We start from the raw sequence: 26,618 nt of genomic DNA on the forward strand, positions 1-26,618 counted from the left end.
GGCCTCTCTACATACAAGGTCAGGGGCAATGCCTGCCTTCAGGAGCGATCGGCCTCCCCGGAAGTGCTTCTTCAGCCCGACGAGAATAACCTCTCCCGCTAGGCCAGACACAACATACAAGGAGCGGGCGCGCCCGCGAAGCAGGCGACGCGGTGTATGGCACCGGCTGCGCCGGTGTTCGCGGCCACGGCCGCTCCCACAGGTCCAGCATGAGCCCGAAGCCAGCGCAGTCCCTGTGGGAGCGGGCGCGCCCGCGAAGCAGGCGACGCGGTGTATGGCAGCGGCTGCGCCGGTGTTCGCGGCCACGGCCGCTCCCACAGGTACAGCGTGATCCCGAAGCCAGCGCAGTCCCTGTGGGAGCGGGCGCGCCCGCGAAGCAGGCGACGCGGTGTATGACACCGGCTGCGCCGGTGTTCGCGGCCACGGCCGCTCCCACAGGTACAGCGTGATCCCGAAGCCAGCGGAGTACCTGTGGGAGTGGGTTCACCCGCGAAGAGGCCCGCCCAGGCAAACCCGCCGCTTAAACCCCATGCAACCGCAGCGCCCGCTGCGCACACTCCCGCCAACTCAACCTGCGCTTCTGCACCGGCCCCAGCGGGTCCACCTCCCCAGCCAGCACCACCGGCATATCCCGCATCCTCACCCAAGGCTCACTCTGCCAATACAACAACGTCGCGCTCCGCCCCCCAGGCCAGCACATCTGCCCCAGTCGCGGGACATCCTCCACCCCGTTCTGCGTTCAAAGTGACAACGGTTAAAGTTGTAGGATGCTTCCTGTTCTGCCATTCCCCTGCCAATAAAAAAGGCTGCCAATCGGCAGCCTTCTCGATGCTCAGCCCGGACGATCAATCCCAGCTCAACGCCCCACCAGTCTGATACTCGATCACACGCGTCTCAAAGAAGTTCTTCTCCTTCTTCAAGTCCATGATCTCGCTCATCCACGGGAACGGGTTGGTGGTCCCCGGGTACTCTTCCTTCAGGCCAATCTGGGTCAGGCGACGGTTGGCGATGAACTTGAGGTAGTCCTCCATCATCGCCGCGTTCATGCCCAGTACCCCGCGTGGCATGGTGTCACGGGCGTATTCGATCTCCAGCTGGGTCCCTTGCAGGATCATCTGGGTCGCTTCTTCCTTCATCGCCGCGTCCCACAGGTGCGGGTTCTCGATCTTGATCTGGTTGATCACGTCGATACCGAAGTTCAGGTGCATCGACTCGTCACGCAGGATGTACTGGAACTGCTCGGCGACGCCGGTCATCTTGTTGCGGCGGCCCATGGACAGGATCTGGGTGAAGCCGCAGTAGAAGAAGATGCCTTCCAGCACGCAGTAGTAAGCGATCAGGTTGCGCAGCAGCTCTTTGTCGGTTTCGACGGTGCCGGTGTTGAATTCCGGATCGGAGATGGCGCGGGTGTACTTCAGGCCCCAGGCGGCTTTCTTCGCGACCGACGGGATCTCGTGGTACATGTTGAAGATCTCGCCTTCATCCATGCCCAGCGACTCGATGCAGTACTGGTAGGCGTGGGTGTGGATCGCCTCTTCGAAGGCCTGGCGCAGGATGTACTGGCGGCACTCCGGGTTGGTGATCAGGCGGTACACGGCCAGGGCCAGGTTGTTGGCTACCAGCGAGTCGGCGGTGGAGAAGAAGCCGAGGTTGCGCATGACGATGCGGCGCTCGTCCTCGGTCAGGCCGTCCATGCTCTTCCACAGGGCGATGTCGGCGGTCATGTTGACCTCTTGCGGCATCCAGTGGTTGGCGCAGCCGTCCAGGTACTTCTGCCAGGCCCAGTCGTACTTGAACGGTACCAGCTGGTTGAGGTCGGCGCGGCAGTTGATCATGCGCTTTTCGTCAACACGCACGCGGGCGCCGGAGCCTTCCAGCTCGGCCAGGCCTTCGGCGATGTCGAGGTCGTTCAGGGCAGCCTTGGCGCGCTTGACGGCGTCGGAGTCGTCGGCGGTGGCGGCACGGGCTTCCAGGGCGGCGGCACCACCGGCGCTGTCGAGCTTGTCGAGGGTGGCGGCGGCAGTGGCCTGCGCAGGGGTGTTGCCTTTGGCGGCTACTTCGCCGTCTTCCTTGTCGAATTCGTCCCAGCTCAGCATGGTTTGGCTCCTGCTTGAGGGTTGCCCTGGGGCAACCGGTTGGATTTTAAGAATGTGATGCCTGACGCAAGGCCGTAACGGCGAATGGACAGCTCGAGAGGCTGACTCTCGTTTACATCTGGTGTGTTCTGGCTTGTACCTGGCCAGGCCTTCGCGAGGGGCCAGGGACAATTGATAGGTGCCCTTTTCAGAGGGGGCGAAGTATACCGGAATTCGCCTTCGATCGGGGCGCGTGTCTGGCGGGCGAGGGTAACTTTTTCGACCGGTCTGGCGTGCGTCCGTTCACGAAGTCTTGTGTAGTTTTCTACGGGAGGAGAGTTTAGCGCTAACCTATATGTTGTGCCAGTTTAAATTTGAAGGCACACCATATGGTGTTTTTATGGGTTTTCGTGTTGCCTGGCCTGGCCTCATCGCCGGCAAGCCAGGTCCCACAGATATCGCGCCAGGCCGGAGGGCGATGCAGTACCTGGGGGAGCTGGCTTGCCGGCGATGAGGCCAGGTCAGTAACCACTAGCTACGTGGGTTGTGCAGCGTTTCGACAATGTGAGTCTTGGGGTGCTTGCGGGCCTGTTCCACCGAAGTGAAGCGGCCGGTTTCCGCATTGCGACCAATCTTGCGAGTTGCCAGTTTTTTCCGCGCCATGGTTACGTCCTTTGCTGGAGAGGTCCTGTTCTTTTACCGAGCTGCGCGAGCAGTGGGCAAAGGGCAAGGCTTCTCCGTGGCGCAGATGCAAAAATGCCGCGCAGGGCACCCATGGGCACCCTGCGCGGCATTCAGGCCTTACTGGCAGGCTTCGCAGTCAGGCTCGTCGATCGCGCAGGCCTTCGGCACTGGCGCAGGGCCGGCTGCCTGGACCGGGGCGCTGTCGCCACCGCTGGAAACGGCGTTGAGCTTGCCGGTGTTGATGGTCGACTTCTCGGTGCTGGTCGCAGCCAGGGCACGGAGGTAGTAGGTGGTCTTCAGACCACGGTACCAGGCCATGCGGTAGGTCACGTCCAGCTTCTTGCCCGAAGCGCCGGCGATGTACAGGTTCAGCGACTGGGCCTGGTCGATCCACTTCTGGCGACGCGAGGCGGCATCGACGATCCACTTGGTCTCGACTTCGAACGCGGTGGCGTACAGGTCCTTCAGCTCTTGCGGGATACGCTCGATCTGCTGCACCGAACCGTCGTAGTACTTCAGGTCGTTGATCATGACCGAGTCCCACAGGCCACGGGCCTTCAGGTCGCGGACCAGGTACGGGTTGATCACGGTGAACTCGCCCGACAGGTTCGATTTCACGTACAGGTTTTGGTAGGTCGGCTCGATGGACTGCGAAACGCCGGTGATGTTGGCGATGGTCGCGGTCGGCGCGATGGCCATGATGTTCGAGTTGCGAATACCTTTCTTGACGCGCTCGCGCACCGGGGCCCAGTCCAGGGACTCTTCCAGGTTGACGTCGATGTACTTGGCGCCACGGGCCTCGATCAGGATCTGTTGCGAATCCAGCGGCAGGATGCCCTTGGACCACAGCGAACCCTGGAAGGTCTCGTACGCACCGCGCTCGTCAGCCAGGTCGCAGGACGCCTGGATGGCGTAGAAGCTGACCGCTTCCATCGACTTGTCGGCGAACTCGACCGCAGCATCGGAGCCGTACGGAATGTGCTGCAGGTACAGCGCATCCTGGAAGCCCATGATGCCCAGGCCGACCGGGCGGTGCTTGAAGTTCGAGTTACGCGCTTGCGGCACCGAGTAGTAGTTGATGTCGATCACGTTGTCGAGCATGCGCACGGCGGTGTTCACGGTGCGTTGCAGCTTGGCGGTGTCCAGCTTGCCGTCGACGATGTGGTTCGGCAGGTTGATCGAGCCCAGGTTGCAGACCGCGATCTCGTCCTTGTTGGTGTTCAGGGTAATCTCGGTGCACAGGTTCGAGCTGTGGACCACGCCCACGTGCTGCTGCGGCGAACGCAGGTTGCACGGGTCTTTGAAGGTCAGCCATGGGTGGCCGGTCTCGAACAGCATCGACAGCATCTTGCGCCACAGGTCTTTGGCCTGGATGGTCTTGAACACCTTGATCTTGTTGTACTCGGTCAGGGCTTCGTAGTACTCGTAGCGCTCTTCGAAGGCCTTGCCGGTCAGGTCGTGCAGGTCTGGCACTTCCGAAGGCGAGAACAGGGTCCACTTGCCGTCATCGAAGACACGCTTCATGAACAGGTCAGGGATCCAGTTGGCGGTGTTCATGTCGTGGGTACGACGACGGTCATCACCGGTGTTCTTGCGCAGCTCGATGAACTCTTCGATGTCCAGGTGCCAGGTTTCCAGGTAGGCACACACGGCGCCCTTGCGCTTGCCACCCTGGTTGACGGCAACGGCGGTGTCGTTGACCACTTTCAGGAACGGAACCACGCCCTGGGATTTGCCGTTGGTGCCCTTGATGTAGGAGCCCAGTGCACGCACAGGGGTCCAGTCGTTGCCCAGGCCACCGGCGAATTTCGACAGCATGGCGTTGTCGTGGATCGCGTGGTAGATGCCCGACAGGTCGTCCGGCACGGTGGTCAGGTAGCAGCTGGACAGCTGCGGGCGCAGGGTGCCGGCGTTGAACAGGGTCGGGGTCGAGGCCATGTAGTCGAAGGACGACAACAGATTGTAGAACTCGATCGCACGGGCTTCCTTGTCTTTCTCTTCCAGCGCCAGGCCCATGGCCACACGCATGAAGAATACCTGTGGCAGCTCGAAGCGCACGCCATCCTTGTGGATGAAGTAGCGGTCGTACAGGGTCTGCAGGCCCAGGTAGGTGAATTGCTGGTCACGCTCGTGGTCGATGGCCTTGCCCAGACGCTCCAGATCGTAGCCTTTCAGGGCCGGGTCCAGCAGCTCGAACTCGACGCCTTTGTCGACGTAGGCCGGCAGGGCCTTGGCGTACAGGTCGGCCATTTCGTGGTGGGTGGCGCTCTCGGCCACGTTCAGGAAGCCCAGGCCTTCGGCGCGCAGGGTGTCCATCAGCAGGCGGGCGGTGACGAACGAGTAGTTCGGCTCGCGCTCGACCAGGGTACGGGCGGTCATCACCAGGGCGGTGTTGACGTCCTTGATGGCCACGCCGTCGTACAGGTTCTTCAGGGTTTCGCGCTGGATCAGCTCGCCGTCGACTTCGGCCAGGCCTTCACAGGCTTCGCTGATGATGGTGTTCAGGCGGGCCATGTCGAGCGGCGCCAGGCTGCCGTCGGCCAGGGTGATGCGGATGCTCGGGTGCGGCTCGACCACGGCGTCGGCGTTGCTGCGGGTAGCACGCTCCTTGGCACGCTGGTCGCGATAGATCACGTAGTCACGGGCGACTTTCTGCTCGCCGGCGCGCATCAGGGCCAGTTCGACCTGGTCCTGGATTTCTTCGATGTGGATGGTGCCACCCGATGGCATGCGACGCTTGAACGTGGCGGTGACCTGCTCGGTCAGGCGCGCGACGGTGTCGTGGATGCGCGACGAAGCAGCGGCGGTGCCGCCTTCAACTGCGAGGAACGCCTTGGTGATGGCCACGGTGATCTTGTCGTCGGTATAGGGGACGACAGTGCCGTTACGCTTGATCACACGCAGTTGGCCGGGAGCGGTGGCGGCCAGATCCTGGTTGGAATCGGCGGCCTGCGGCACCTTGGCCTGCGGGTTCTCGCGAGTTGTGTCGGTTTGCATGGGTGGGTGTCTCCACAGTTTCTATATTGTTCAGGCGCCTTTTGGGCGCCCACCGTTCCGTCCACTTGCTCGATGGCCTGGCGGGGATGGGCAATGCATGCGCATCCGCCCGCGCGGGCGTACCAACTTCGGGACAGACTCAGGAATAAGGGCAATTGGCTCGCCGCTCCCTGGCCGAAGTCAAAGGTTCTGGGCCGGGCCCAAAAACTGTTGCTGATGGATGCCAGGCCTGGCCTGTAGCACCCATACCCGAACAAGGCCCTGGAAGGGCTTGCCTCGGTCGCCTCCGCAGGAGCGGTTTGGCTGCTGGAATCACTTGAAGTTCACCCGGAAAATCGCTTGATTTTGCGGGTTGACTTTTGTGTGTGATTTTGCACGAACCCCTATATCTAGTGGTTCGCTGCGATCGGGATACAAGATAATGCGGTATCGGGGGCTTTGCAAGGCGGAGCCCCTGTGGATAACTTGTGCGTACTTTGTGAGTGAATGGTGGGTATTCGCTGTAGGCCTTGTGCCAAGTGGTTTGCAGTATTTTTCTGCGTCCTGCTGCCCCTGGGCAGAATTTTTCGGGCGCGAACCCTATCACAAAAAACGGTTCAGTCGAGGGGCTGCCGGGCGGCTTGGCAGTGCCGGGGGCGGGACGTAGTATCCGAAGTAGATGTTGCCTTTTGGTTAAAGGGTCATGTTTCCTGCACCGGCCCTTTCGCCGGTGAACCCGCTCCCACAGGTATTGCACAGGCTTCGAAAGCGGCTCGGTTCCTGTGGGAGCGGGCGAGCCCGCGAAGGGGCCGGTACAGGCCACAGAAAAACAACAAACAAAGGCACAAGCCATGGACCACCCCGCACCCCGCATCCTCATCGTCGAAGACGACCAGCGCCTGGCCGAGCTCACCGCCGAGTACCTGCAGGCCAACGGCTACGAAGTCAGCGTCGAAGGCGATGGCGCTCGCGCCGCGCGGCGCATCGTCGACAGCCAGCCCGACCTGGTCATTCTCGACCTGATGCTGCCCGGCGAGGACGGCCTGAGCATCTGCCGCCGGGTGCGCAGCCAGTACCCGGGCCCGATCCTCATGCTGACCGCCCGCAGCGATGAACTGGACCAGGTCCAGGGCCTGGACCTGGGGGCCGATGACTATGTCTGCAAACCCGTACGCCCACGCCTGCTGCTGGCACGCATTCAGGCCCTGCTGCGCCGCAGCGAAGCACCGGACAGCAAGCGCCAGGACCTGGCCTTCGGCGCGCTGCGCATCGACAATCGCCTGCGCGAGGCGCGCCTGGGCGAACAGCTGATCGAGCTGACCGGCGCCGAATTCGACCTGCTCTGGCTGCTGGCCAGCAACGCCGGGCGGGTGCTGACGCGCGAGCAGATCTTTACCGCGCTGCGTGGCGTCGGCTACGACGGCCAGGACCGCTCCATCGACATACGCATCTCCAGGATCCGCCCAAAGATCGGCGACGACCCGCTCCAGCCAAGGCTGATCAAGACCCTGCGCAGCAAGGGCTACCTGTTCGTCGGCGAAGCCCCATGAACAACTCGATCTTCCTGCGCATCTATGGCGGCATGCTGGCAGTGCTGGTGCTGGTGGCCCTGCTCGGGGTGCTCAGCCTGCACCTGGTCAACGAAGTGCGTGCCGCGCAGCACCGCGAGGGCCTGGCCCAGGGTACGTTCAGCCTGATGGCCGACAACCTGGCGCTGCAGAACGACACCGAGCGCAAGCGCTCGCTGCTGATCTGGGAGCGCCTGCTCGGTGTGCCGCTGGCGCTGCAACCGATGACTGCGCGCACACTCGATGGCGGCCAGCGGGCGCGCCTGTACCGCGGCCTGGTGGTGGTGGAGAAGACCGGCCCGCATGCAGCCCAGGTGTTGCGCAAGGTCGGCCAGCAAGACCTGATGCTGGTAGCGCAGATCAAACAGATCAGCGAGCAACTGGCGCGGGCCACCCTCTATCTGCTGGCCGACGAACTGGTGCGCTATCCGGTGACCGAACAGCAACAGCGCCTGGCACAGATCAAGAAAGAAAAGGGCTTCGGCTTTGGCGTGGCCCTGCAGCGCATCGAGCGGGTGAGCCTGGATGATGACCAGCGGCGCCGGGTCGAGGAAGGCGACACGGTCATGGCCCTGGGCAAGGATGGTGACTCGATCCGCGTGTTCGCCGGGCTGGCTGGTTCGCCGTGGGTGCTGGAAATCGGCCCGCTGCACCAGCTCAACCCCTATCCGCCGCAGTTGCTGATCCTGATCACCTTTCTTGGCCTGTGCCTGATCGGCTTGGTGGTCTACCTGCTGGTACGCCAACTGGAGCGGCGCGTGTCGGGCCTGGAGATTGCCGCTACGCGCATCGCCCAGGGCAGCCTGGATACCCGTGTGCCGGCCGACGATGCCGACTCGGTGGGGCGCCTGGCCGCGGCTTTCAATGGCATGGCCGAGCACCTGCAACGCTCGCTGACCATGCAGCGCGAGCTGGTGCGGGCGGTTTCCCATGAGCTGCGCACGCCGGTGGCACGCCTGCGCTTTGGCCTGGAGATGATCGAAAGTGCCACCACCGAGCAGGCTCGGGCCAAGCACCTGGCGGGCATGGACGGCGATATCCAGGACCTCGACAAGTTGGTCGACGAGATGCTCACTTACGCCCGCCTGGAGCAGGGCGCACCGGCGCTGAAGTTCGAGCGTGTCGACCTGGATGCCTTGCTCGACCGCGTGATCGAAGAGCTCGCGCCGCTGCGTGCCGAGGTACGGGTTGTGCGCGGTGAGTGCCAGGGTGCCGATGGCGAAGGCGCCTGGGTCGAGGCCGAGCCGCGCTACCTGCACCGGGCCCTGCAGAACCTGGTGGGCAACGCCATGCGCCATGCCGAGGCCGAGGTGCGCCTGAGCTACCAGTTGGGGCAGCAACGCTGCCGCATCGATGTGGAGGATGACGGCCCGGGGATACCCGAGGGTGTCTGGGACCGTATTTTCACACCGTTCACTCGCCTCGACGACAGCCGTACACGCGCCTCGGGCGGGCATGGCCTGGGCCTTTCGATTGTGCGGCGGATCATCTACTGGCACGCGGGCCGGGCCACGGTGGGGCGCAGCGCCGCGCTGGGCGGTGCCTGCTTCAGCCTGAACTGGCCACGGCAGCAAGCGCCGTTGTGACGGTCAGGCGCTGACCAGGCTGAGCAGGTGGCCGTCCTGCAGGCAGAACTGGCCCTGCAGCTCGGCGCCATGCCGCCACTGCGGCGACAGGTCGGTGAGCAGGCGCAGGCGGGCCAGGCCTTCGGCAGACCAGTCCAGCACTTCGGCGTGTTCGAAGTAGAAACGCTGGCGGGTCAGCGGGTAGAGCGTCTTGAACAGGCTTTCCTTCAGCGAGAAGGTCAGGGTGACTGCAAGGCCGAGCTGGCGGCGGTCCAGGCGCTCGAGCTCGGGCGGGGTGAGGATTTCACCCATCAGCCGCTCGGCACGCTGGTCATCCAGCAGTGCTTCCTGGTCCAGGCCCAGGCCCTGGCAACTGCCCTCGGCAGCGACTACGGCGGCCGCCCAGCCTTTGCCGTGGGTGATCGAGCCGTGGATGCCGGCGGGCCAGACGGGCGAGCGGTCCTCGTGCGTACCCGGTACGTAGTCACGGCCGTCCAGGCGCTGCAGCGCGGCACGGGCGCAAACCCGGCCGGCCAGGTACTCGGCTTGGCGCTTGGCCACCGAGCGTTGCAGGCTGGCAGTGGGCACCACGCCGGTGCGCTGGAAGTCGTCGGGGGCCAGGCGCGTCGGGTCGAAGGCGCAACTGACCAGCACCGCGCCAGGTAGTGGGCGGGGCAGGGGCCAGTGGTACTGAAGGGGGGCGCAGCAGGCAGGGAGCGTATTCATGGGGCTATTGTGCCAGCTGTACGGACACTAAGGGAGCCAGCGTGGCAATGCATCCTTGTGGGAGCGGCCTTGCGTCGCGAAAGGGGCGCGCAGCGCCCCCGGCGATTTTGCAGAACGGCTAAGACCCTGGGGCCGCTTCGCGCCCCTTTCGCGACGCAAGGCCGCTCCCACATCGGCCCCGGCAATCCTTACTTGAACACCTTCTTGAAGAACGCCTGCATGTCCGCCCAGGAGCGTTCATCCGCGGCCTTGTTGTAGCCGATATCCGGCCCGCCATGCTCGCCGTGGCTCAAGCGGTCCGCGTCCGGGTTGGTAAATCCGTGCTTGGCACCGTCGATACTGACGAACTGATAGTTGACCTTGGCCGCATCCATCTCGGCCTTGAACGCCTCCACCTGCTGCGGGGTAACCATGCTGTCCGCCGCACCATGTTCGACCAGGATATCCGCGCGAACCACCCCAGGCCTGGCCGGGGTCTGGGTAGCCAGCGCGCCATGGAAGCTCACCACGCCGTCGAGTTTTTCGCCGCGGCGTGCGGCATCCAGCACCACCTTGCCGCCGAAGCAGTAGCCGACAGCGCCCAGTTGATGCTTGTTGGTGTTCGGCTGCAGTTTCAGCAGTTCGAGGCCGGCATCGAAGCGCCGCGCAGCCGCTTTCGGGTCTTTCAGCGCTTCTGTCATGAATGCCTGGGCATCGGCAGGGTGTTCGGTTTGCTTGCCGTCGCCATACATGTCGATGGCCAGCGCGTTGTAGCCCAGCGCCGCGAGGTCACGGGCGCGGCGCTTGGCGTAGTCGTTCAGCCCCCACCATTCATGCACCACGACAATGCCGGGGCGCTTGCCTTCGACAGCGTCGTCATAGGCGTAGTAGCCGACCAGGCGATTGCCGTCGGCGTCCTGGTAGGGGATCTCGCGGGTTTGTACCGCCGCTTGGGCGAGGGCGGCGCTGCACATCAGGGTCAAGGCCAGCAGGGCACGCATGGTCACTACTCCTTGTTCTGCAAACGGTTCGTTCAGCCAGGGTTCAGCCAGGGTTCAGGCGCGGTTCAGGGTGCCCTGCTTACTCTAGCTTCCAGACCGAAACAGCGCACCCAACTGGAGTATCCAGCCATGAAAACCTTCAACACCCTGCTTGCCGCCATGGCCGTCTGCGCCGCTGGCATCACCACTGCCCAGGCCGCTGATGACAACTTCGCCAGCCTGACCTACGGCCAGACCAGCGACAAGGTTCGCAAGTCCGGCCTGCTGCAGCGCAACACCGACCACCTCAACGCCGACGGCATCATCGGCAAGGACGACACCTGGGGCGTGCGAGTGGGCAAGATCAATGATCAGGGCCGCTACTACATGACTTACGACAATGTCTCGGGCGACCACAGCGGCCTGAAGCTGCGCCAGGAAAACCTGCTGGGCAGCTACGACCTGTTCCTGCCGGTGGGTGATACCACCAAGCTGTTCGGCGGCGGCAGCCTGGGCGTGACCAAGCTGACCCAGGACTCGCCGGGCGCCAGCCGGGATACCGACTACGGTTACGCGTATGGCCTGCAGGCCGGCGTGATTCAGGACATCACTGACAAGGCTTCGGTGGAGCTGGGCTACCGTTACCTGCGCACCAACGCCGCCACCGAAGTAGGTGCGCACGGCGGGCCGAAGGACGGCACCTTGCGCTTGACCAGCAGCGCGCAGACCTACCTGGCTGCAAGCTACAAGTTCTGACGGGCGAGCCGGGTTATCCTGTACCGGCCTCTTCGCGGCTGAAGCCGCTCCCACAGGTACCGCACAGTTCTTGAAACCTGTGCGATTCCTGTGGGAGCGGCTTTAGCCGCGAAAGGGCCGGTACAGGCAATAAATATCAAGGAGCTGCACATGAAACTGCTGGTGGTCGAGGACGAAGCCCTGCTTCGCCATCACCTCTACACCCGCCTGGGCGAAAGCGGCCATGTGGTCGAGGCGGTGGCCGATGCCGAAGAGGCGCTGTACCAGGCCGGGCAGTACCACTTCGACCTGGCCATCATCGACCTGGGCCTGCCCGGCATCAGCGGGCTGGAACTGATCACGCGCCTGCGCAGCCAGGACAAGACCTTCCCCATTCTCATCCTCACCGCCCGCGGCAACTGGCAGGACAAGGTCGAGGGGCTTGCCGCCGGTGCCGACGACTATCTGGTCAAGCCGTTCCAGTTCGAAGAACTCGAGGCGCGCCTGAACGCCCTGCTGCGCCGCTCCAGCGGCTTCACCCAATCGACCATTGCCGCCGGCCCGCTGGTGCTCGACCTCAACCGCAAGCAGGCGACGCTGGACGAGCAGCCCCTGGCTCTGACGGCCTACGAATACCGCATCCTCGAATACCTCATGCGCCATCACCAGCAGGTGGTGGCCAAGGACCGCCTGATGGAGCAGCTGTACCCGGGTGACGAGGAGCGCGACCCCAATGTCATCGAAGTGCTGGTCGGCCGCCTGCGGCGCAAGCTCGAGGGCGAGCACGGTTTCAAGCCGATCGACACCGTGCGCGGCCTGGGCTACCTGTTCACCGAGCGCTGCCGATGATCCGTTCGCTGCGGGTGCGCCTGATGCTGGCGGCCGCGGTGCTGGCGCTGCTGTTCATGCTGGCGCTGCTGCCGGCCTTGCAGAAAGCCTTCAGCCTGGCCCTGCAGGAGTCGATCGAACAACGCCTGGCTTCGGATGTGACCACGCTGATTTCCGCTGCGCGCATCGAACATGGCCAACTGCAGATGCCGACGCTGCTGCCGGACGAGCGTTACAACCTGCCATACACCGGCCTGCTCGGCTATATCTTCGACCGCGACGGCGAGCTGGTCTGGCAGTCGCGGGCTACCGCCGCGCAGAACATCAACTACCGCCCGCGCTACGACGGCCGTGGCAATGAATTTGCCCGTATTCACCAGGCCGATGGCGAAGAGTTCTTCGTCTATGACGTCGAGATAAAGCTGCTGGGTGGCCAGAGCGCCGCTTACAGCATCGTTGCCCTGCAACCTGTGCGCGAATACCAGCACACCCTCGATGGCCTGCGCGAAAAGCTCTATCTGGGCTTTGGCGCGGCCTTGCTGGCGCTGCTGGCGCTGCTATGGGCCGGTTTGACCTGGGGCCTGCGTTCGTTGCGCCGGCTCAGTCGCGAGCTGGACGATGTGGAATCGGGCGAGCGCGATGGCCTGAGCGGCGAACACCCACGTGAGCTGCTGCGCCTGACCGGCTCGCTGAACCGCCTGTTGCGCAGCGAGCGCGAGCAGCGCCAGCGCTACCGTGATTCGCTCGATGACCTGGCGCACAGCCTGAAGACGCCGCTGGCGGTGTTGCAGGGGGTGGGCGAAAGCCTGCAGCAGCGTAGCGGCGAGCGCGAGCAGGCGCGCGTGCTGCAGAGCCAGATCGAGCGCATGAGCCAGCAGATCGACTACCAGCTGCAACGCGCCAGCTTGCGCAAGAGCGGCCTGGTACGCCACAGCGTGCTGCTGCGACCGCTGCTGGACAGCCTGTGCAGCACCTTGGCCAAGGTGTACCGGGACAAGCGGGTGGAGGTGACCCTGCAACTGCCCGAGGCGGCGCAGGTGCCGATGGAGCAGGGCGCGTTGCTGGAGCTGCTGGGCAACCTGCTGGAGAACGCCTACCGCCTGAGCCTTGGTCAGGTGCGCGTGAGCCTGGAGCAGGCGCCTGGGCTGTTGACCTTGTGCATCGAGGACGACGGGCCGGGGGTGCCGGTGGATCAGCGTGAGCGGATTCTGGAGCGTGGGGAGCGGCTCGACAGCCAGCATCCGGGGCAGGGGATCGGGCTGGCGGTGGTCAAGGATATCGTCGACAGCTATGACGCCGAGTTGAGCCTGGGTGATTCTCCTCTGGGGGGCGCGGCGTTCAGGATTACATTCAACCTGGATTGATTTTTAGCCTGTGCCGGCCTCTTCGCGGGTAAACCCGCTCCCACAAGACCGCAGAGGATCTGAATGCAGCCCGGTCACTGTGGGAGCGGGTTTACCCGCGAAGAGGCCAGCCCAGGCTATTGATGATGGGCGGATTCCCGCCAATGCCCCTGTACAAATCCCGCCATCGGGCGGAAATCCGCCAGCCCACCTCAGGCAAGTCGCCCCGTCGTTGGGCGTTTATCCCTTGCAAATACGGCCCTTGCACCCTTCGTGGGCATTTTGGCACCACCCTTGCTATTGATCCTCGCAGAGGCCTGCCCAGGCAGCTCGAACACAACGACAAATCCCTCCGGGTGCAGGAGGGTTAGCGATTCAGGTGCCCCATCGCCCTGGGAAGGGTGAACCGGCACACTTGAGGAAAATTAGCCATGACGACACGTCAGCCGCTGTACAAATCCCTGTATGTCCAGGTGTTGGTCGCCATCACCATCGGCATCCTGCTCGGCCACTACTACCCGGAGACGGGCGTCGCTCTCAAACCCTTGGGTGACGGTTTCGTCAAACTGATCAAGATGGTCATCGCCCCGATCATCTTCTGCACCGTGGTCAGCGGCATCGCCGGCATGCAGAGCATGAAGTCGGTCGGCAAGACCGGCGGTTACGCGCTGCTGTACTTTGAAATCGTCTCCACCATCGCCCTGATCATCGGCCTCGTCGTCGTCAACGTGGTCAAGCCGGGCGCTGGCATGCACATCGACGTCAGCACCCTGAACGCCAGCAGCGTGGCTGCCTACGCCGCCGCCGGCGCGCAGCAGACCACTGTCGGCTTCCTGCTCAACGTCATTCCCAACACCGTGGTCGGCGCCTTCGCCAACGGCGACATCCTGCAAGTGCTGATGTTCTCCGTGCTGTTCGGCTTCGCCCTGCACCGCCTGGGCAGCTACGGCAAGCCGGTGCTGGACATGATCGACCGCTTCGCCCATGTCATGTTCAACATCATCAACATGATCATGAAGCTGGCCCCGGTCGGTGCATTTGGTGCAATGGCCTTCACCATCGGCCAGTACGGCGTTGGTTCGCTGGTGCAGCTTGGCTACCTGATGGCCTGCTTCTACATCACCTGCCTGCTGTTCGTGCTGGTGGTGCTGGGTGGTATCTGCCGCGCCCACGGCTTCAGCGTCCTCAAGCTGATCCGCTACATCCGTGAAGAACTGCTGATCGTACTGGGCACTTCCTCCTCGGAATCGGCCTTGCCACGCATGCTGGCGAAGATGGAGCGCCTGGGTGCGAAGAAGTCGGTGGTTGGCCTGGTCATCCCGACCGGTTACTCGTTCAACCTCGATGGCACCTCGATCTACCTGACCATGGCTGCGGTGTTCATCGCCCAGGCCACTGACACCACCATGGACATCACTCACCAGATCACCTTGCTGCTGGTGCTGCTGGTGGCATCCAAGGGTGCTGCCGGCGTTACCGGCTCGGGCTTCATCGTGCTGGCCGCCACCCTGTCGGCTGTTGGCCATCTGCCGGTTGCCGGCCTGGCGCTGATCCTCGGCATCGACCGCTTCATGTCCGAAGCCCGCGCCCTGACCAACCTGGTTGGTAACGCCGTTGCCACCGTGGTCGTGGCCAAGTGGGTGAAGGAAATGGACAACGACAAGCTGGCATCGGAGCTGGCCTCCGGTGGTGCGCCGCTGGTCGATACTCGTCCGACCGACGACCTGGGCGTGGCTGAAGGCCCGGCTCGCTGATCGCGGGATGGTGAAAAGAAAAAGGCGACCTCAGGGTCGCCTTTTTCATGTGCCTTCATACCTGTGCGCGCTCCTACAAGGGACCGCGTACAGGCGCGAAGACCGCGCACAGTCCAGAGGTCAGGCCAGCACCACCTCCAGCACCCGGATCACGTCCGGTTGCGGGTAGTGCCAGCGCACCTGCACATCCCAGAACTTCACCCCATACACCCGCTCCGCCGGCGGCACCTGGTAGGCCGGCCGTGGGTCCTGCGCCAGGCATTGCTCGATCAGCTCCACCAGCGGTTCACCCAGGCGCAGTGCATGTTCGCGGGCCTGGAGCAGGGCGTTGTCGCCCCACTGCACGGCGATCGCGGCTGGCGCCTGGCTGGCCATCTGGTTGCTGGCGCCAGCGATGCTATCGGCGTACGGCACATACGGCTTGATGTCCAGCACCGGCGTACCGTCCAGCAGGTCGATACCAGACAGCAGCAGCCGCCCGGGTTCCACGCCTTCCAGGCGTACCACCGACTGACCGATGCCATTGGGCCGGTGGGTGGCGCGGGTGGCGAACACACCCATGCTCTTGTTCCCGCCCAGCCGCGGTGGCCGCACCTTCAGGCGGGGTTTGTCTTCCAGTGCCTGGTGAAACAGGAACAGCAGCCAGACATGGCTGACCTGCTCCAGCCCCTCGACCGCATCGCCCTGGTCGAACGGCGGCAGCAGCTCGAGCACTCCGCGTGCGGCGGGCGCCAGTTGCGGCTGGCGCGGGATGGCAAACTTCTCCTTGAAACAGGAGCGGATGACGCCGACCGGGGTAACCGTGTGCTGCATGGCCAATCAGCCGCGCACGCGCAGGGTCAGGCCCTTGAGGAAATTGCGCAGCAACTGGTCGCCGCAGGGGCGGTAGTTGTCATGGCCAGCCTTGCGGAACAACGCACTGAGCTCGGGTTTGCTGACCGGGAAGTTGACCGACTTGAGGATCGCATGCAGGTCATCTTCCTTGAGCTCGAAAGCCACCCGCAGCTTCTTGAGGATGAGGTTGTTGGTCACCGGCAGCTCGATCGGCTGCGGCGGGCGGCTGTCATCCTTGCCGCGACGGTGGATCACCAGGCCGTCGAGAAAGTGCGCGATGACCCGTTCCGGGCAGCGCACGAAGCCTTCCTCGTCTTCCTTCTTCAGGTAGGTGGCCAGTACCAGGGGGTGCACGTCTAGGCCAGATAGCCCGATGATTTCGGCCATCTTGGCGTCATTCACCTTGAGCATGTAGCGCAGGCTGCGCAGGACGTCGTTGTGGTTCATTGTTGCAGAATCCTGTTCAGGTGCCGCGCCTGTGGGCGCGGCGTATTGCTTAGAAACGTTCGGTAGTGGCCAGGTAGCGCCACTGGCCCAGGGGCAACTTGCCCATTGACACGCCACCCAGGCGGATGCGGCGCATGCCTACCAGCTCCAGGCGCAGGTAGGCGCACAGCTCGGCGATCTGCCCTGGCTGCGGGTTTTTCAGGACCATGCGAAGGTGGGTCTCGTTCTGCCAGCTGGCCTTGGCTCTAGGCAGCTCGCGGTCATTGCGGGTGGCACCGCGTGCCAGGCGTTCCAGCGCCTGGGGCGTGGTCTCGCCGCGCACTTCTACGATGAATTCCTGTTCGAGGCGGCGCAGGTCGGCTTCGATCTTGCGGGTTACCCGCCAGTCCTGGGTGAATACCTGCAGGCCGCTGGCACCGCGCTCCAGCGGCGCCACGCAGGCCTGCCGGGCAAAATGCCCGTGCAAGGCGCGCACACCTTCGCGGTGGGCTTCGCTGAGGGTGCTCATGTTCATGCTGGCGCGGGCGGTTTCGCTATCCACGCTGGCCGGTTGGTTCAGCAGCAGGGTTACCGGTTCCAGCGTTTCGGCACGGGCACCCGGCAGCAGTTCGACGCGTTGCTGTTCGACCTTGAACTGCGGTTGCTCGACCACCACGCCATCGACTGTGACCCAGCCGCCTTCAATATACTGCTCGGCCTCGCGGCGGGAGCAGCCAAGCTGCTCGATAAGGCGTTTGGACAGGCGGACGGGTTCGGACATGACGGCAATTCGCAAAGGCAGGGAAAGACCTGCATTGTACCTGCCCGCGCGGCCGAGGGGCTGGGAATCTGTGTCATTTACGCCGTTTTGCGCAGGCGCATGTGCAGCAACGGGTAGGGTTGCCCCAGGCCGTCGGTCTCCGAACGGCCGATCACCTCGAAGCCCTCATGCAGGTAGAAGCCCAAGGCTTGCGGGTTCTGTTCATTGACATCCAGCCGTTCGGCATTCAGTTCGTCTATTGCATAGTGCAGCAGGCGCTTGCCAACCCCTTTGCCACGGTAGTGCGGTGCGACGAACAGCATGTCCACGCGCCCGTTGGCGACCCCGGCGAAACCACAGATGCGCTGGCGGTCCTTGCAGCAGATCAGCATTACGGCGTCGAGGTAGCGACGCAGTACCTGGTCGCGTAGCAGGACGATGTAGCCATCCGGCAGGAAGTCGTGGGTGGCACGTACCGAGTCCTCCCACACCTGTGCCAGTTCGCCGTAGTCACCCAAGCGCGGGGTTTGCAGCGTCAGTACCGAATGCATGCCGGTGTTCCTCCATGACGATAAGGCAAACATAGCAGGCCAACCACTGGTCGGCTTGTCCGTGCGCTGCTTGAACCTCGGTATTCGCCGGTCTATTACTTTTTCGTGGGAAAAATTCCCACGCATCGAAAGGCAACAACCGAACTCAGGATTCCCGGCTCGATTTGGCGTTTCTCATGGCGACAACCTGGAGACGAAATATGCAAATCCATGTGCTGTTCAAAAAGGCTCTATTGGCTGTAGCCGTTGCTGGCGTGCTGTCGACTTCCATCGTTCTGATCCCAGACTCGATATCCAGTGGCTCCAGCGCCTACGCCAAGGATGGCGGTGGAGGTGGCGGTGGCGGTCACGGTGGCGGCAGCGGTGGCTCTGGAAGTGGTCACGGTGGTGATGGTGGTGGCGGACATGGCGGCCCGGGTGGTGGCGATGGGGACCATGGTGACCGTGGTGGCATGGCCGGCAGAGGCCCAGGCGATGCGCATGACAACGACAACGACAACGACAACGATGCGGCAGATGCCGCCAGGGACGCAGCCCGAAACGATGCTGATGCAGCGCGGGACGCAGCCAGGGCTGAGGCAGATGCCGCCCGGGATGCGGCCAAAGCTACTGCGGATGCAGCCAGAGACGCTGCCCGAGCCGAGGCGGATGCAGCCCGCGACGCTGCAAAAGCGGCTGGCTTGGCAGGCGCAGATGAAGCCAGAGACGCTGCCAGGGACGCGGCAGATGCCGCCCGGGACGCAGCCAGAAACGAAGCTGACGCGGCCAGAGATGCAGCCAGGGCAACTGCTGATGCTGCCAGGGACGAAGCCAAAGTCGCTGCCAATGCAGCCAGGGACGCTGCCAAGGCGGATGTGGACGACGCGCCAGATGCCCCTGATGCACCGGACGCACCGGATGTCGACGCAGTCGAGGCACGGAATTAGTCGCTCTGAGTGACGTATCGACCGCTGGTCGGTGTATTGACCAGTCGGAAAAAACCATCGATGGCGGTTCACCTCGAAAACGGTAGAGCGGCCTTCGCGGGCTTGCCCGCTCCCACAGGACTACCACCCGTTTCAAGACCTGTGGCAGCGGGCAAGCCCGCGAAGGGCCGATACCGGTTTCACCAGAGGAGTGACCCCCATGCCCAACAAACCCCACGACCAGTTCAGCATGCAGAACCCGCTGACCCAGTACCCGCACCCACCGTTCCCGGCCCAAGGCCAGCCAGCGCCGGGGCTGGATGCCAACATGCAGCCCGAGCCGGACCACGGCGAAACCACCTACAAGGGCTTTGGCCGCCTGGCAGGGCGCAAGGCGCTGATCACCGGTGCCGATTCCGGCATCGGCCGGGCAGTGGCCATCGCCTTTGCCCGCGAGGGTGCCGACATTGCCCTCAATTACCTGCCCATCGAACAACCCGACGCCCGTGAAGTCATCAAGCTGATCGAAGCCGAGGGCCGCAAGGTGGTGGCCATTGCCGGTGACCTGAAGGATGAGCAGTTCTGCAAGGAACTCGTCGACCAGGCCCACGAGCAGCTCGGCGGCCTGGACATCCTGGTCAACGTTGCCGGCAAGCAGGAAGCGCGCAAGGATATCAGCCAGGTCAGCCACGAGCAGTTCGACCACACTCTGAAAACCAACGTCTACGCGCTTTTCTGGCTTTGCCAGGCCGCAGTACCGCTGATGCCGGCGGGGGCGACCATCATCAACACCGCCTCGATCCAGTCCTACCAGCCTTCAGCCACCTTGCTCGACTATGCCACCACCAAGGCCGCGATCGTCGCTTTCACCAAGGCGTTGGCCAAGCAGGTAATCGAGCGCGGTATCCGCGTCAACGCGGTGGCCCCGGGGCCCATCTGGACCGTACTGCAGCCCAGTGGCGGCCAACCACCGGAGAAAATCCCCGAATTCGGCGCGCAAACACCGATGAAGCGCCCGGGGCAGCCCGCCGAGTGTGCGCCGGTGTATGTGTTGCTGGCCAGCCAGGAGTCCAGCTACATCACCGGGGAGGTGTTCGGCGTGACGGGCGGCAACCCGCTGCCGTAGGGCAGGGCGGCTAAACCTTCGCCGCCCGTTGCAGTCGATTCAAGTATTGGCAGGCAACCCTGGGAGCACCTCCAATGGCTAGGGCAATCTGGAAAGGTGCCATCAGTTTCGGCCTCGTGCACATACCCGTGGCCCTCAATACCGCGGTGCGCACCGAGCGAGTCGATTTCGACTGGCTCGACAAGCGCAGCATGGAGCCGGTCGGCTACAAGCGGGTGAACAAGGTCACCGGCAAGGAAATCGACAAGGACAACATCGTCAAGGGCGTCGAGTTCGAGAAGGGCCGCTACGTGGTAATAAGCGAAGAGGAAATTCGCAAGGCCAGGCCCGAGGCGACCCAGACGATCGACATCTTTTCCTTCGTCGAGGCCGGCGAGATCCCGCTGCAGTACTTTGACACGCCGTACTACCTTACTCCTGACCGTCGTGGCGGCAAGGTGTACGCCTTGCTGCGCGAAACCCTGGCGAAGACCAACAAGGTGGCGCTGGCCACGGTGGTGCTGCACACCCGCCAGCACCTGGCGCTGCTGCGGCCGCTGGACGACGCGCTGGTGATGATCACCCTGCGCTGGCCCGAGGAAGTGCGCGGGCTGGAAACACTGGAGCTGGACAGCAGCGTGACAGAGGCCAAGTTGGACAAGCGCGAGCTGGACATGGCCAAGCGGCTGGTGGAAGACATGAGCGGGGAGTGGAAACCGGCGGATTACCAGGATGTATTCCGCCAGACCATCATGGACCTGGTGGAAGAGAAGGCCAGCAAGGGCAAGATCGAGACGGTGGAGAAGGGCGAGGCGACCGAAGCGGGGAAAGGTGCGGACATCCTCGACCTCACCGAACTGCTCAAGCGCAGCCTGGGTGGCAAGAAGCCGGCGAAGAAGACACGCAAAGCGTCGTGAAAGGAACCGTCACCGCAAACCAGCTCGCATGGAACTGCACATAACGCGGGGCCCCTATGGGAGCGGCTTTAGCCGCGAACACCGGCGCAGCCGGTGCCATGCACCGCGTTGAATTCTTCGCGGCTAAAGCCGCTCCCACAGGCTGCGCGTGAGGGTTGCTGGCTCATGTTCTGCCTACCCGGTACAGCCTTGTCAAACCTCCGCCTGCAGCCCCGCCAGATAATCGCCAAACCCTTCGCGGGCGCGGCTGTCGCGCCGGCTGCTGGTGGCCACGCTGTGCCTGGCGGTCCATACGATCTGCGCGCCACTGGCCTGCAGGGCGCTGACCAGCTGCACGTCTTCATGCGCTGCCAGAGGCTGGAAACCACCCACCCGATCATAGGCGTCGGCACATACGCCGAGGTTGGCCCCATGCACATGCCGATGCCCTTCACATGCCTGGTAACGGCTGTGGTACAGCTTGCGCAAGACCGCTGTCTGCCAGGGTTGCCAAGACTCGACATGTACCGTTCCGCAAACCACCTCGGCCCGGCAGGCCAGTTGCGACAGCAGCCAGTGCGCTGGCACTCTGCTGTCGGCGTCGGTGCACGCCAGCCACTGCGCGCCGCGCTCGACCATGTATGCTGCGCCAACCCGGCGGGCCATACCGACGTTGCCGGCATCCACCGTCAGAACCGGTACACCGAGGCGTCTTGCCACGTCAGCGCTGCCATCGCTGCAGCGGTCCAGCACCACCAGCACCTCCACCTGGTACCCCGCCTGCTGCGCCTGCTGGGCGGCAACCTGTACTGCCCGCAGGCAGCGCCCAAGGCGCCGGGCCTCGTTGTGGGCCGGGATCACCACGGCAATCATGGGCAAGTCTCATCAAGGTCGACCACGCTGGGCTGAGCGGACCAGTACTCCAGCACGAAGTCCGCCTCGTCATGCTGCAACTGCAGATGCAGCGGAAGGTGCCGGGCCAGCATGCGGTGCACTTCACGCCCGTCTTGCGGGCAACCGGCGATGGGGTGCTTCCAGTGGCACGCCAGCAGCCCGCCATCGTAGGCCAGGCTGGCTACCGACTGCTCGATCACCTGCAACCAGTCGGTCGGGTCGAGGTAGTAACCCACCTCGCTCAACACGATCAGATCGAAGCGCCCACCCGGCCAGTCCGCCGGCAGCCGTGCCAGCTCCACCGAGACATTGCGCAGTCCAGCCAAGCGTTCACCGGCCAGTGCTACCGCGGTAGGGTCCAGGTCCTGGCACAACAGATTGGCACAACGCTCGGCCAGCAAGGCGCTGAGCTCGCCATTGGCACACGCCGGCTCGAACACCCGCTGGTAGCACTGGCGCGGCAGGCTGGCCATGACCAGGTCGCGCTTGCGCTTTTCGTACCAGCGGGTGCGAAAGGCCCAAGGGTCTTCACTGCTGGCGTACAGGTCAGCGAAATACTGTGGGTCGAGGCTCATGACAACTCCATTTACAGGAACACCAGTTCGAAAGGTTGCAGCAGACACTCCAGCAAGTTCGGCGGTAGTACGGGCGGGCGCGGGCCATCCGGCTCGAGTTGGCTGACATGTGCGGCCAGGGCCTTGCGCTTGCGGACCAGGCTGGCCTCGTCCAGCTGGATGCGGTGAGCGCGTGGCCATGGCAGGCGCGGGTCGTCCGGTTGCGCCCAGTGCCAGGCCCATACCGGTACTTCCAGGCATTGCACCTTGCGCATCCGGGCCGCCTGCGCCGCAGCCCGGCCGGCTGCCTCGTGGTCACAGTGGCCATCGCCGCTCCAAGTGGCCATCAGCAGGTCGTCAGGCCTGAGCAACTGGCTCAGGTGGTTGAGCAGGAACGCCTCGTTGCGCGGCAACGCGCCGTCCTTGAGGTGGAGCCGCCGCCAGTCCAGGCGGCCGAGGTCGAGGTCAAGCTGTTGCAGTGCATGGCGGCTTTCCAGCGGCCTTTGCCGGCGCAGGCGGTGTTCGCTCCAGTGGGCAGAGCCAGGGTGACTGGCTTCACCATCGGTCGCGGAGATCAGCACCAGGTCGTCTTCTCGGCCCTGGAAGCCTGCCAGCAGCCCGCCGGCCATGAGAATCTCGTCATCGGGGTGGGGAGCCAGCACTACCAGGCGACGGCCCGGTGGGCACAGCTGCTGCGGGGTGATCCAGGTAGCCCTGGCCAGGTGCGCGGCCTGCTGCCAGGCAGCCCACGGTGTACCGCTGTTCGCCTGGATCAGGTTCTCGCTCATAGCTGCCAGACTCCTGCCGGCTTTTGGGTCAACTGCTCACCGAGCGCCGCCAGGTCGCGCTCGGCATGGCTCTGGCGCAGGAACACCGGCAAGTCGGCGCTCAGCCGGGCAAAATGGTTGTCACGGCAGAAAGGAGAGGCGCCCAGCGCTCGGCCGACGTGGTGGATCACCTGTTCCACGGCCTGTTCCACCTGGGCGCGGGTGCGGCGCACTTCAAAGCTCGCGTCTGCGCCTGGCTGGCGGTCGATCCACGCCGCGCATTCGCGCAGTGCCGCCCTGGCGCCGTACAACGCCGCGTCGACCGCACCCAGGTGAGCATCGGCGTGTGGATCGGGGCGGGGGTTGCGGCAGTGTTCGCGCAGGTAATCGGCCAAAGCTTCCGCGGCGCCGTACCAACAGGCCGCAATACCAGCACCGCCATGCCAGAAACCAGGGCGGGAGAGGTATTGCCCGGGGCGGCCGATGGCGATGCCAGGGGTATGGTTGAATTCGATTTCAACACTGGCGGTGGTGGCCATGCCGATGGCCTGCCAGCGTTCTATGGCAAGGCCCTGGCTAGGATGGGACAGTTCGATGGCCACCAACTGGGGCTGGTCGTGCTGGTCCCAGGCCGTGATCAGTGCCCGGTCGATCTGCAATGCGCCGGAACACCAGGCCTTGCGACCCTCCAGGCGAACCTGGTCGCCCTCACGGGCCACGATGCAGGCGCGGGCATCCGGCGGTTCGGCGGCCCAAACGCCCCATATACCCTCAGCGGCGTGGTGTGCCGCAGCGCATTCGGCAAGGATTGCCAACGCGTCGGTGTGGCCCTCGTACAGCTTGGCCAAGGCCAGGTCACAGCCTGCCACCCGGGCCAGGGTTTGCCAGCGCCGCAGGGTATTGCCCTGGCCGGGCAGGGGGAGCAGGTCGAGGTGGTCGGCTTGCAGTGCCTGGATCAGTTGCGGCAACTGGGTATCCAGGTTGAGCGGTTGCTGCCGCTCGCCGAAGGCACGCAGCAGGCGGTCGAGGTTGGTCAGGTCAAAATCCTGAACGATGCTCATGGGCTCGGCTCCTTGGTGAGGCGCTGCGGGCGTAGCGCTGCAGGCAAGCCGTCACCGGGCCAGCCCCAGTTGCTTGCGCATGCCTACGGTGATCGATTGCCTTGTCTTGGCATAATCGGCCCAGGGGTCGTCCACATCGCCCAGGCGTTCAAGCACGTTGCCGATGTTCCACTGGTTGGCGCTCTTGAGTTGCGGCAGTTCCTCGCGCCAGATCGGCACGGATACCGGCAGGCCTTCGCGGGCGCGCAGGGAATACGCGCAGGCGGTGGTCGCGCCTTTGCCATTGCGCAGGTAGTCGATGAAGATGCGCCCGATGCGATTTTTGGGCCCGGACACGGCACTGAGCCTGTCGGGGAACAGCCTGGCCAGGTAATCGACGATGCCGTGGCTGAACGCCTTGACTTCATCCCAGCTGGCCCGCCGGGTCAGGGGCACGACCAGGTGCATGCCTTTGCCGCCACTGGTCTTGAGGAACACCTTCAAGCCCAGTTCGTCCAGCAGCGTCAGGGCCAGTTGGGTGGCCTCGAGCATGGCCTTCCACGGCAGTGCCGGGTCCGGGTCGAGGTCGAGGACGAAGCGATCGGGCTTGTCGAAGTCCTTGTCGGTGGCGTTCCAGGTGTGCAGCTCGAGCATGTTCATCTGCACAGCACCCAGCAAGGTGTCGGCGCGGTTGATGACCATCGCCGCCTGGCCGGCCTCGGCCTTGTCGTAACTGAGCACGTTGGGTAGATGCAGCTGACCGGCGTTCTTCTGGAAGAACAGCTCCCCGGCCAGGCCGTCCGGCGCGCGCACCAGCGCGACCGGGCGGTCCTTGAGTTGGGGCATTATCCACTGGCTGACGGCGGCGTAGTACTCGGCGACTTCGCGCTTGGTAACGCCGCTGGTGGCGTCGACCACCCGCTCGGGGTGGGTCAGGCGCAGCTCGCCCAAGGCCTCGGGGGCCTTGGCCTGCTTGCGCGTGGGCAGGGTCTTGGCAGGCATGCTGCGCTCCAGGTCGATGGCGGTAGCCGGTTTGTCATCGCGCAGGCCGTGGAACACCGAATGGCGCACGATGCCGTCACGGGTCATCTGGGCATAGGCGACTTCGGCCAGCAGTTGCGGTTTCAGCCAGTGCACGCCCCGGGCTTCGGCCCCGGTGGGCTGGTTGGGCAGGGCCGGCCTGGCGATTTCCAAGGGTTTCAGCCGGGCATGGATGCTGGCCAGAGTGGTGGCACTGAAGCCGGTGCCGACCTTGCCGGCATAGCGCAACTCGCCGCTGCCGTTGTCGTGCAAAGCCAACAGCAGGGCACCGAAACCGCTGCGGCTGCCTTTGGGGTCGGTGTAGCCGACGATCACGAACTCCTGGCGCTGTTTGCACTTGAGCTTGATCCAGTCGGGGCTGCGGCGCCCACTGTAGGGGCTGTCGACGCGCTTGCCGATCAGGCCTTCGAGTTGCAGCCGGCAGGCACTGTCGAGCAGGGACTCGACGGGCTGGTCAAAGTCGGCGGAGTACTTGAGCAGGTCCGATTCGTTGTGTTTCAGCAAGTGCTGCAAGGTATTGCGCCGGTCCTGCAGCGGTAACTGGCGCAGGTCCTGGCCGCCGAGGAAGGGCAGGTCGAACAGGTAATAGGTGATGTGCTCGTCATTCTCGGTGTCGAAGGCGTTCTGCAGCGCCTGGAAGTCCGCCGAGCCGTTATCGTCGGCCACCACTACTTCGCCGTCGAGCCAGGCCGAATCGATGCCCAGCGCACGCAAGGCGGCAACCTGCCGGGGCATCTTGCTGCTCCAGTCATGACCATTGCGGGTGAACAGGCGCACATCATCACCGTCGATGCGGGCAAGGATGCGATAACCGTCGAACTTGACCTCGTAGCGCCAGTCGCCATTGGGCGGGGAGTCGACCAAGGTCGCCAGTTGTGGCTGCAACTGCGCCGGCAACTCCACCTTCGGGGCTTTGCTGGGGGCCTTGCGACGTGGCGCGGCGGCCTTTTTTGCTGCCGGTTTGCGCGGCACCAGCGTGCGGTCGCTGAGCACGCTGTCGGGCTGGGCGTCGACAATGCTGTAGTCGGCTTCGCTGCGCGCCTGGCCGTCGTGCGATTTGACCAGCATCCACTGTTCCTTCTTGCCGGCCAGGTGGGTGCGGAACAGGTTCCATACACCGCCGAGCTTTTCGCCTTGCAGGCGGAAACGCAACTTGCCCTTGGCATAGGCCTCGCGCGCATCGCCTTCGGGTTCCCAGATGCCCCGGTCCCAGACGATCACATCGCCTGCACCGTAATGGCCTTCGGGGATATGGCCTTCGAAGTCGGCGTAGTCCAGCGGGTGGTCCTCCACGTGCACGGCCAGGCGGCGCACCTTGGGGTCCAGCGACGGCCCTTTGGGGATGGCCCAGCTTTTCAGCGTGCCATCGAGTTCCAGGCGAAAGTCGTAATGCAGGTGGCTGGCATCGTGCTTCTGGATGCAGAACTGCAGTGCGTGGGCCCGCTTGCCACGGCTGCGCTTGCCGCTGGGCTCGGGCGTGGCATTGAAGTCGCGCTTGCGCGCATATTCCTGCAGGGGTTTGGCCATGGCGGGCTCCGGGCGGTTCGCAGTCTCTAGGCTTTGTACGAAAAGTGCCTGCGCGACGATCATGCTGCGTTGAAAACAGGCTCGGAATGCTCATTTACAACCCGT

The 26,618-nt window shown here is 64.2% G+C and carries 23 protein-coding genes; 9 read left to right on the top strand and 14 right to left on the bottom strand.

Annotation, left to right across the window (positions count from 1 at the left end; all coding sequences use genetic code 11):
• Positions 1-845: 845 nt before the first annotated feature.
• From J5M58_RS20025 to J5M58_RS20030, 3 genes are all read right to left on the bottom strand, one after another.
• Complete coding sequence (locus tag J5M58_RS20025) at positions 846-2,096, bottom strand: ribonucleotide-diphosphate reductase subunit beta (RefSeq protein ID WP_112253462.1); 1,251 nt, start codon at positions 2,094-2,096, stop codon at positions 846-848.
• 510 nt (positions 2,097-2,606) lie between these two features.
• On the bottom strand, positions 2,607-2,738 hold the full coding sequence (locus J5M58_RS28330) for a hypothetical protein (protein ID WP_256474673.1): 132 nt from the start codon (positions 2,736-2,738) through the stop codon (positions 2,607-2,609).
• A gap of 138 nt (positions 2,739-2,876) precedes the next feature.
• Positions 2,877-5,756, bottom strand: coding sequence for a ribonucleoside-diphosphate reductase subunit alpha (locus J5M58_RS20030; RefSeq protein WP_112253463.1), 2,880 nt, complete (start codon positions 5,754-5,756; stop codon positions 2,877-2,879).
• A gap of 830 nt (positions 5,757-6,586) precedes the next feature.
• On the opposite strand from J5M58_RS20030, the gene J5M58_RS20035 reads away from it, so the two are divergent.
• Positions 6,587-7,285 (top strand): response regulator transcription factor, encoded by a 699-nt coding sequence (locus J5M58_RS20035; RefSeq protein ID WP_085590720.1) that lies wholly within the window; start codon positions 6,587-6,589, stop codon positions 7,283-7,285.
• Positions 7,282-8,889, top strand: coding sequence for an ATP-binding protein (locus J5M58_RS20040; protein WP_112253464.1), 1,608 nt, complete (start codon positions 7,282-7,284; stop codon positions 8,887-8,889). Before J5M58_RS20035 ends, J5M58_RS20040 begins: the two co-directional genes overlap by 4 nt.
• A gap of 3 nt (positions 8,890-8,892) precedes the next feature.
• On the opposite strand, the gene J5M58_RS20045 is transcribed toward J5M58_RS20040, so the two are convergent.
• On the bottom strand, positions 8,893-9,594 hold the full coding sequence (locus tag J5M58_RS20045) for a 4'-phosphopantetheinyl transferase (RefSeq protein ID WP_112253465.1): 702 nt from the start codon (positions 9,592-9,594) through the stop codon (positions 8,893-8,895).
• Between the two features lie 188 nt (positions 9,595-9,782).
• Complete coding sequence (locus J5M58_RS20050; RefSeq protein ID WP_207879304.1) at positions 9,783-10,574, bottom strand: dienelactone hydrolase family protein; 792 nt, start codon at positions 10,572-10,574, stop codon at positions 9,783-9,785.
• A 129-nt stretch (positions 10,575-10,703) separates the two neighbouring features.
• On the opposite strand from J5M58_RS20050, the gene J5M58_RS20055 reads away from it, so the two are divergent.
• The 4 genes from J5M58_RS20055 to J5M58_RS20070 all read left to right on the top strand — a co-directional run bounded on the left by J5M58_RS20055 (position 10,704) and on the right by J5M58_RS20070 (position 15,213).
• Positions 10,704-11,309: an outer membrane beta-barrel protein gene (locus tag J5M58_RS20055; protein ID WP_013973837.1), complete on the top strand. Its 606-nt coding sequence runs from the start codon at positions 10,704-10,706 to the stop codon at positions 11,307-11,309.
• Positions 11,310-11,459: 150 nt separating this feature from the next.
• On the top strand, positions 11,460-12,137 hold the full coding sequence (locus J5M58_RS20060; RefSeq protein ID WP_025340281.1) for a response regulator: 678 nt from the start codon (positions 11,460-11,462) through the stop codon (positions 12,135-12,137).
• Positions 12,134-13,480 carry an ATP-binding protein gene (locus J5M58_RS20065; protein ID WP_207879306.1) on the top strand — a complete coding sequence of 449 codons (1,347 nt, stop codon included), beginning with the start codon at positions 12,134-12,136 and terminating at the stop codon, positions 13,478-13,480. The genes J5M58_RS20060 and J5M58_RS20065 overlap by 4 nt, the downstream gene beginning before the upstream one ends.
• Positions 13,481-13,890: 410 nt before the next feature.
• A complete protein-coding gene (locus J5M58_RS20070) occupies positions 13,891-15,213 on the top strand; it encodes a dicarboxylate/amino acid:cation symporter (protein WP_025340279.1) in 1,323 nt (440 codons plus the stop codon).
• A 120-nt stretch (positions 15,214-15,333) separates the two neighbouring features.
• On the opposite strand, the gene tsaA is transcribed toward J5M58_RS20070, so the two are convergent.
• The 4 genes from tsaA to J5M58_RS20090 form a co-directional block, all read right to left on the bottom strand.
• Complete coding sequence (tsaA, locus tag J5M58_RS20075) at positions 15,334-16,026, bottom strand: tRNA (N6-threonylcarbamoyladenosine(37)-N6)-methyltransferase TrmO (protein ID WP_112253469.1); 693 nt, start codon at positions 16,024-16,026, stop codon at positions 15,334-15,336.
• Between the two features lie 6 nt (positions 16,027-16,032).
• Positions 16,033-16,494 carry a DUF1456 family protein gene (locus J5M58_RS20080; RefSeq protein ID WP_112253470.1) on the bottom strand — a complete coding sequence of 154 codons (462 nt, stop codon included), beginning with the start codon at positions 16,492-16,494 and terminating at the stop codon, positions 16,033-16,035.
• 49 nt (positions 16,495-16,543) lie between these two features.
• Positions 16,544-17,254, bottom strand: coding sequence for an rRNA pseudouridine synthase (locus J5M58_RS20085; protein WP_112253471.1), 711 nt, complete (start codon positions 17,252-17,254; stop codon positions 16,544-16,546).
• A gap of 77 nt (positions 17,255-17,331) precedes the next feature.
• Positions 17,332-17,784: a GNAT family N-acetyltransferase gene (locus J5M58_RS20090; RefSeq protein ID WP_207879308.1), complete on the bottom strand. Its 453-nt coding sequence runs from the start codon at positions 17,782-17,784 to the stop codon at positions 17,332-17,334.
• A 200-nt stretch (positions 17,785-17,984) separates the two neighbouring features.
• On the opposite strand from J5M58_RS20090, the gene J5M58_RS28005 reads away from it, so the two are divergent.
• The 3 genes from J5M58_RS28005 (at position 17,985) to J5M58_RS20105 (ending at position 20,711) form a co-directional block, all read left to right on the top strand.
• Positions 17,985-18,710 (top strand): hypothetical protein, encoded by a 726-nt coding sequence (locus tag J5M58_RS28005; protein ID WP_243432426.1) that lies wholly within the window; start codon positions 17,985-17,987, stop codon positions 18,708-18,710.
• A 199-nt stretch (positions 18,711-18,909) separates the two neighbouring features.
• Positions 18,910-19,815 (top strand): SDR family oxidoreductase, encoded by a 906-nt coding sequence (locus J5M58_RS20100; RefSeq protein ID WP_207879312.1) that lies wholly within the window; start codon positions 18,910-18,912, stop codon positions 19,813-19,815.
• A gap of 74 nt (positions 19,816-19,889) precedes the next feature.
• Positions 19,890-20,711: a Ku protein gene (locus J5M58_RS20105; protein ID WP_207879314.1), complete on the top strand. Its 822-nt coding sequence runs from the start codon at positions 19,890-19,892 to the stop codon at positions 20,709-20,711.
• A gap of 192 nt (positions 20,712-20,903) precedes the next feature.
• On the opposite strand, the gene J5M58_RS20110 is transcribed toward J5M58_RS20105, so the two are convergent.
• From J5M58_RS20110 to ligD, 5 genes are read right to left on the bottom strand one after another with little or no spacing between them, the layout of a single operon-like run.
• On the bottom strand, positions 20,904-21,563 hold the full coding sequence (locus tag J5M58_RS20110) for a glycosyltransferase family 2 protein (RefSeq protein WP_207879316.1): 660 nt from the start codon (positions 21,561-21,563) through the stop codon (positions 20,904-20,906).
• A complete protein-coding gene (locus J5M58_RS20115; protein ID WP_207879318.1) occupies positions 21,560-22,159 on the bottom strand; it encodes a bifunctional 2-polyprenyl-6-hydroxyphenol methylase/3-demethylubiquinol 3-O-methyltransferase UbiG in 600 nt (199 codons plus the stop codon). The genes J5M58_RS20110 and J5M58_RS20115 overlap by 4 nt, the downstream gene beginning before the upstream one ends.
• A gap of 11 nt (positions 22,160-22,170) precedes the next feature.
• Positions 22,171-22,926, bottom strand: a complete 756-nt coding sequence (locus tag J5M58_RS20120; protein ID WP_112251763.1) for a PIG-L deacetylase family protein — start codon at positions 22,924-22,926, stop codon at positions 22,171-22,173.
• Positions 22,923-23,966 carry an acyl-CoA dehydrogenase family protein gene (locus tag J5M58_RS20125; protein WP_112251764.1) on the bottom strand — a complete coding sequence of 348 codons (1,044 nt, stop codon included), beginning with the start codon at positions 23,964-23,966 and terminating at the stop codon, positions 22,923-22,925. The genes J5M58_RS20120 and J5M58_RS20125 overlap by 4 nt, the downstream gene beginning before the upstream one ends.
• A gap of 51 nt (positions 23,967-24,017) precedes the next feature.
• Positions 24,018-26,513, bottom strand: coding sequence for a DNA ligase D (ligD, locus tag J5M58_RS20130; RefSeq protein WP_207879320.1), 2,496 nt, complete (start codon positions 26,511-26,513; stop codon positions 24,018-24,020).
• Positions 26,514-26,618 lie beyond the last annotated feature (105 nt).

Source organism: Pseudomonas sp. 32_A, from assembly GCF_017490905.1.
In the GTDB taxonomy this organism is placed as follows: Bacteria; Pseudomonadota; Gammaproteobacteria; order Pseudomonadales; family Pseudomonadaceae; genus Aquipseudomonas; species Aquipseudomonas inefficax.

What these genes read in the sequence shown, in the direction of transcription:
- J5M58_RS20025 (WP_112253462.1), bottom strand. Translation starts at nt 2,096, where the DNA reads ATGCTGAGCTGGGACGAATTCGACAAGGAAGACGGCGAAGTAGCCGCC.
- J5M58_RS28330 (WP_256474673.1), bottom strand. Translation starts at nt 2,738, where the DNA reads ATGGCGCGGAAAAAACTGGCAACTCGCAAGATTGGTCGCAATGCGGAA.
- J5M58_RS20030 (WP_112253463.1), bottom strand. Translation starts at nt 5,756, where the DNA reads ATGCAAACCGACACAACTCGCGAGAACCCGCAGGCCAAGGTGCCGCAG.
- J5M58_RS20035 (WP_085590720.1), top strand. Translation starts at nt 6,587, where the DNA reads ATGGACCACCCCGCACCCCGCATCCTCATCGTCGAAGACGACCAGCGC.
- J5M58_RS20040 (WP_112253464.1), top strand. Translation starts at nt 7,282, where the DNA reads ATGAACAACTCGATCTTCCTGCGCATCTATGGCGGCATGCTGGCAGTG.
- J5M58_RS20045 (WP_112253465.1), bottom strand. Translation starts at nt 9,594, where the DNA reads ATGAATACGCTCCCTGCCTGCTGCGCCCCCCTTCAGTACCACTGGCCC.
- J5M58_RS20050 (WP_207879304.1), bottom strand. Translation starts at nt 10,574, where the DNA reads ATGCGTGCCCTGCTGGCCTTGACCCTGATGTGCAGCGCCGCCCTCGCC.
- J5M58_RS20055 (WP_013973837.1), top strand. Translation starts at nt 10,704, where the DNA reads ATGAAAACCTTCAACACCCTGCTTGCCGCCATGGCCGTCTGCGCCGCT.
- J5M58_RS20060 (WP_025340281.1), top strand. Translation starts at nt 11,460, where the DNA reads ATGAAACTGCTGGTGGTCGAGGACGAAGCCCTGCTTCGCCATCACCTC.
- J5M58_RS20065 (WP_207879306.1), top strand. Translation starts at nt 12,134, where the DNA reads ATGATCCGTTCGCTGCGGGTGCGCCTGATGCTGGCGGCCGCGGTGCTG.
- J5M58_RS20070 (WP_025340279.1), top strand. Translation starts at nt 13,891, where the DNA reads ATGACGACACGTCAGCCGCTGTACAAATCCCTGTATGTCCAGGTGTTG.
- tsaA (WP_112253469.1), bottom strand. Translation starts at nt 16,026, where the DNA reads ATGCAGCACACGGTTACCCCGGTCGGCGTCATCCGCTCCTGTTTCAAG.
- J5M58_RS20080 (WP_112253470.1), bottom strand. Translation starts at nt 16,494, where the DNA reads ATGAACCACAACGACGTCCTGCGCAGCCTGCGCTACATGCTCAAGGTG.
- J5M58_RS20085 (WP_112253471.1), bottom strand. Translation starts at nt 17,254, where the DNA reads ATGTCCGAACCCGTCCGCCTGTCCAAACGCCTTATCGAGCAGCTTGGC.
- J5M58_RS20090 (WP_207879308.1), bottom strand. Translation starts at nt 17,784, where the DNA reads ATGCATTCGGTACTGACGCTGCAAACCCCGCGCTTGGGTGACTACGGC.
- J5M58_RS28005 (WP_243432426.1), top strand. Translation starts at nt 17,985, where the DNA reads ATGCAAATCCATGTGCTGTTCAAAAAGGCTCTATTGGCTGTAGCCGTT.
- J5M58_RS20100 (WP_207879312.1), top strand. Translation starts at nt 18,910, where the DNA reads ATGCCCAACAAACCCCACGACCAGTTCAGCATGCAGAACCCGCTGACC.
- J5M58_RS20105 (WP_207879314.1), top strand. Translation starts at nt 19,890, where the DNA reads ATGGCTAGGGCAATCTGGAAAGGTGCCATCAGTTTCGGCCTCGTGCAC.
- J5M58_RS20110 (WP_207879316.1), bottom strand. Translation starts at nt 21,563, where the DNA reads ATGATTGCCGTGGTGATCCCGGCCCACAACGAGGCCCGGCGCCTTGGG.
- J5M58_RS20115 (WP_207879318.1), bottom strand. Translation starts at nt 22,159, where the DNA reads ATGAGCCTCGACCCACAGTATTTCGCTGACCTGTACGCCAGCAGTGAA.
- J5M58_RS20120 (WP_112251763.1), bottom strand. Translation starts at nt 22,926, where the DNA reads ATGAGCGAGAACCTGATCCAGGCGAACAGCGGTACACCGTGGGCTGCC.
- J5M58_RS20125 (WP_112251764.1), bottom strand. Translation starts at nt 23,966, where the DNA reads ATGAGCATCGTTCAGGATTTTGACCTGACCAACCTCGACCGCCTGCTG.
- ligD (WP_207879320.1), bottom strand. Translation starts at nt 26,513, where the DNA reads ATGGCCAAACCCCTGCAGGAATATGCGCGCAAGCGCGACTTCAATGCC.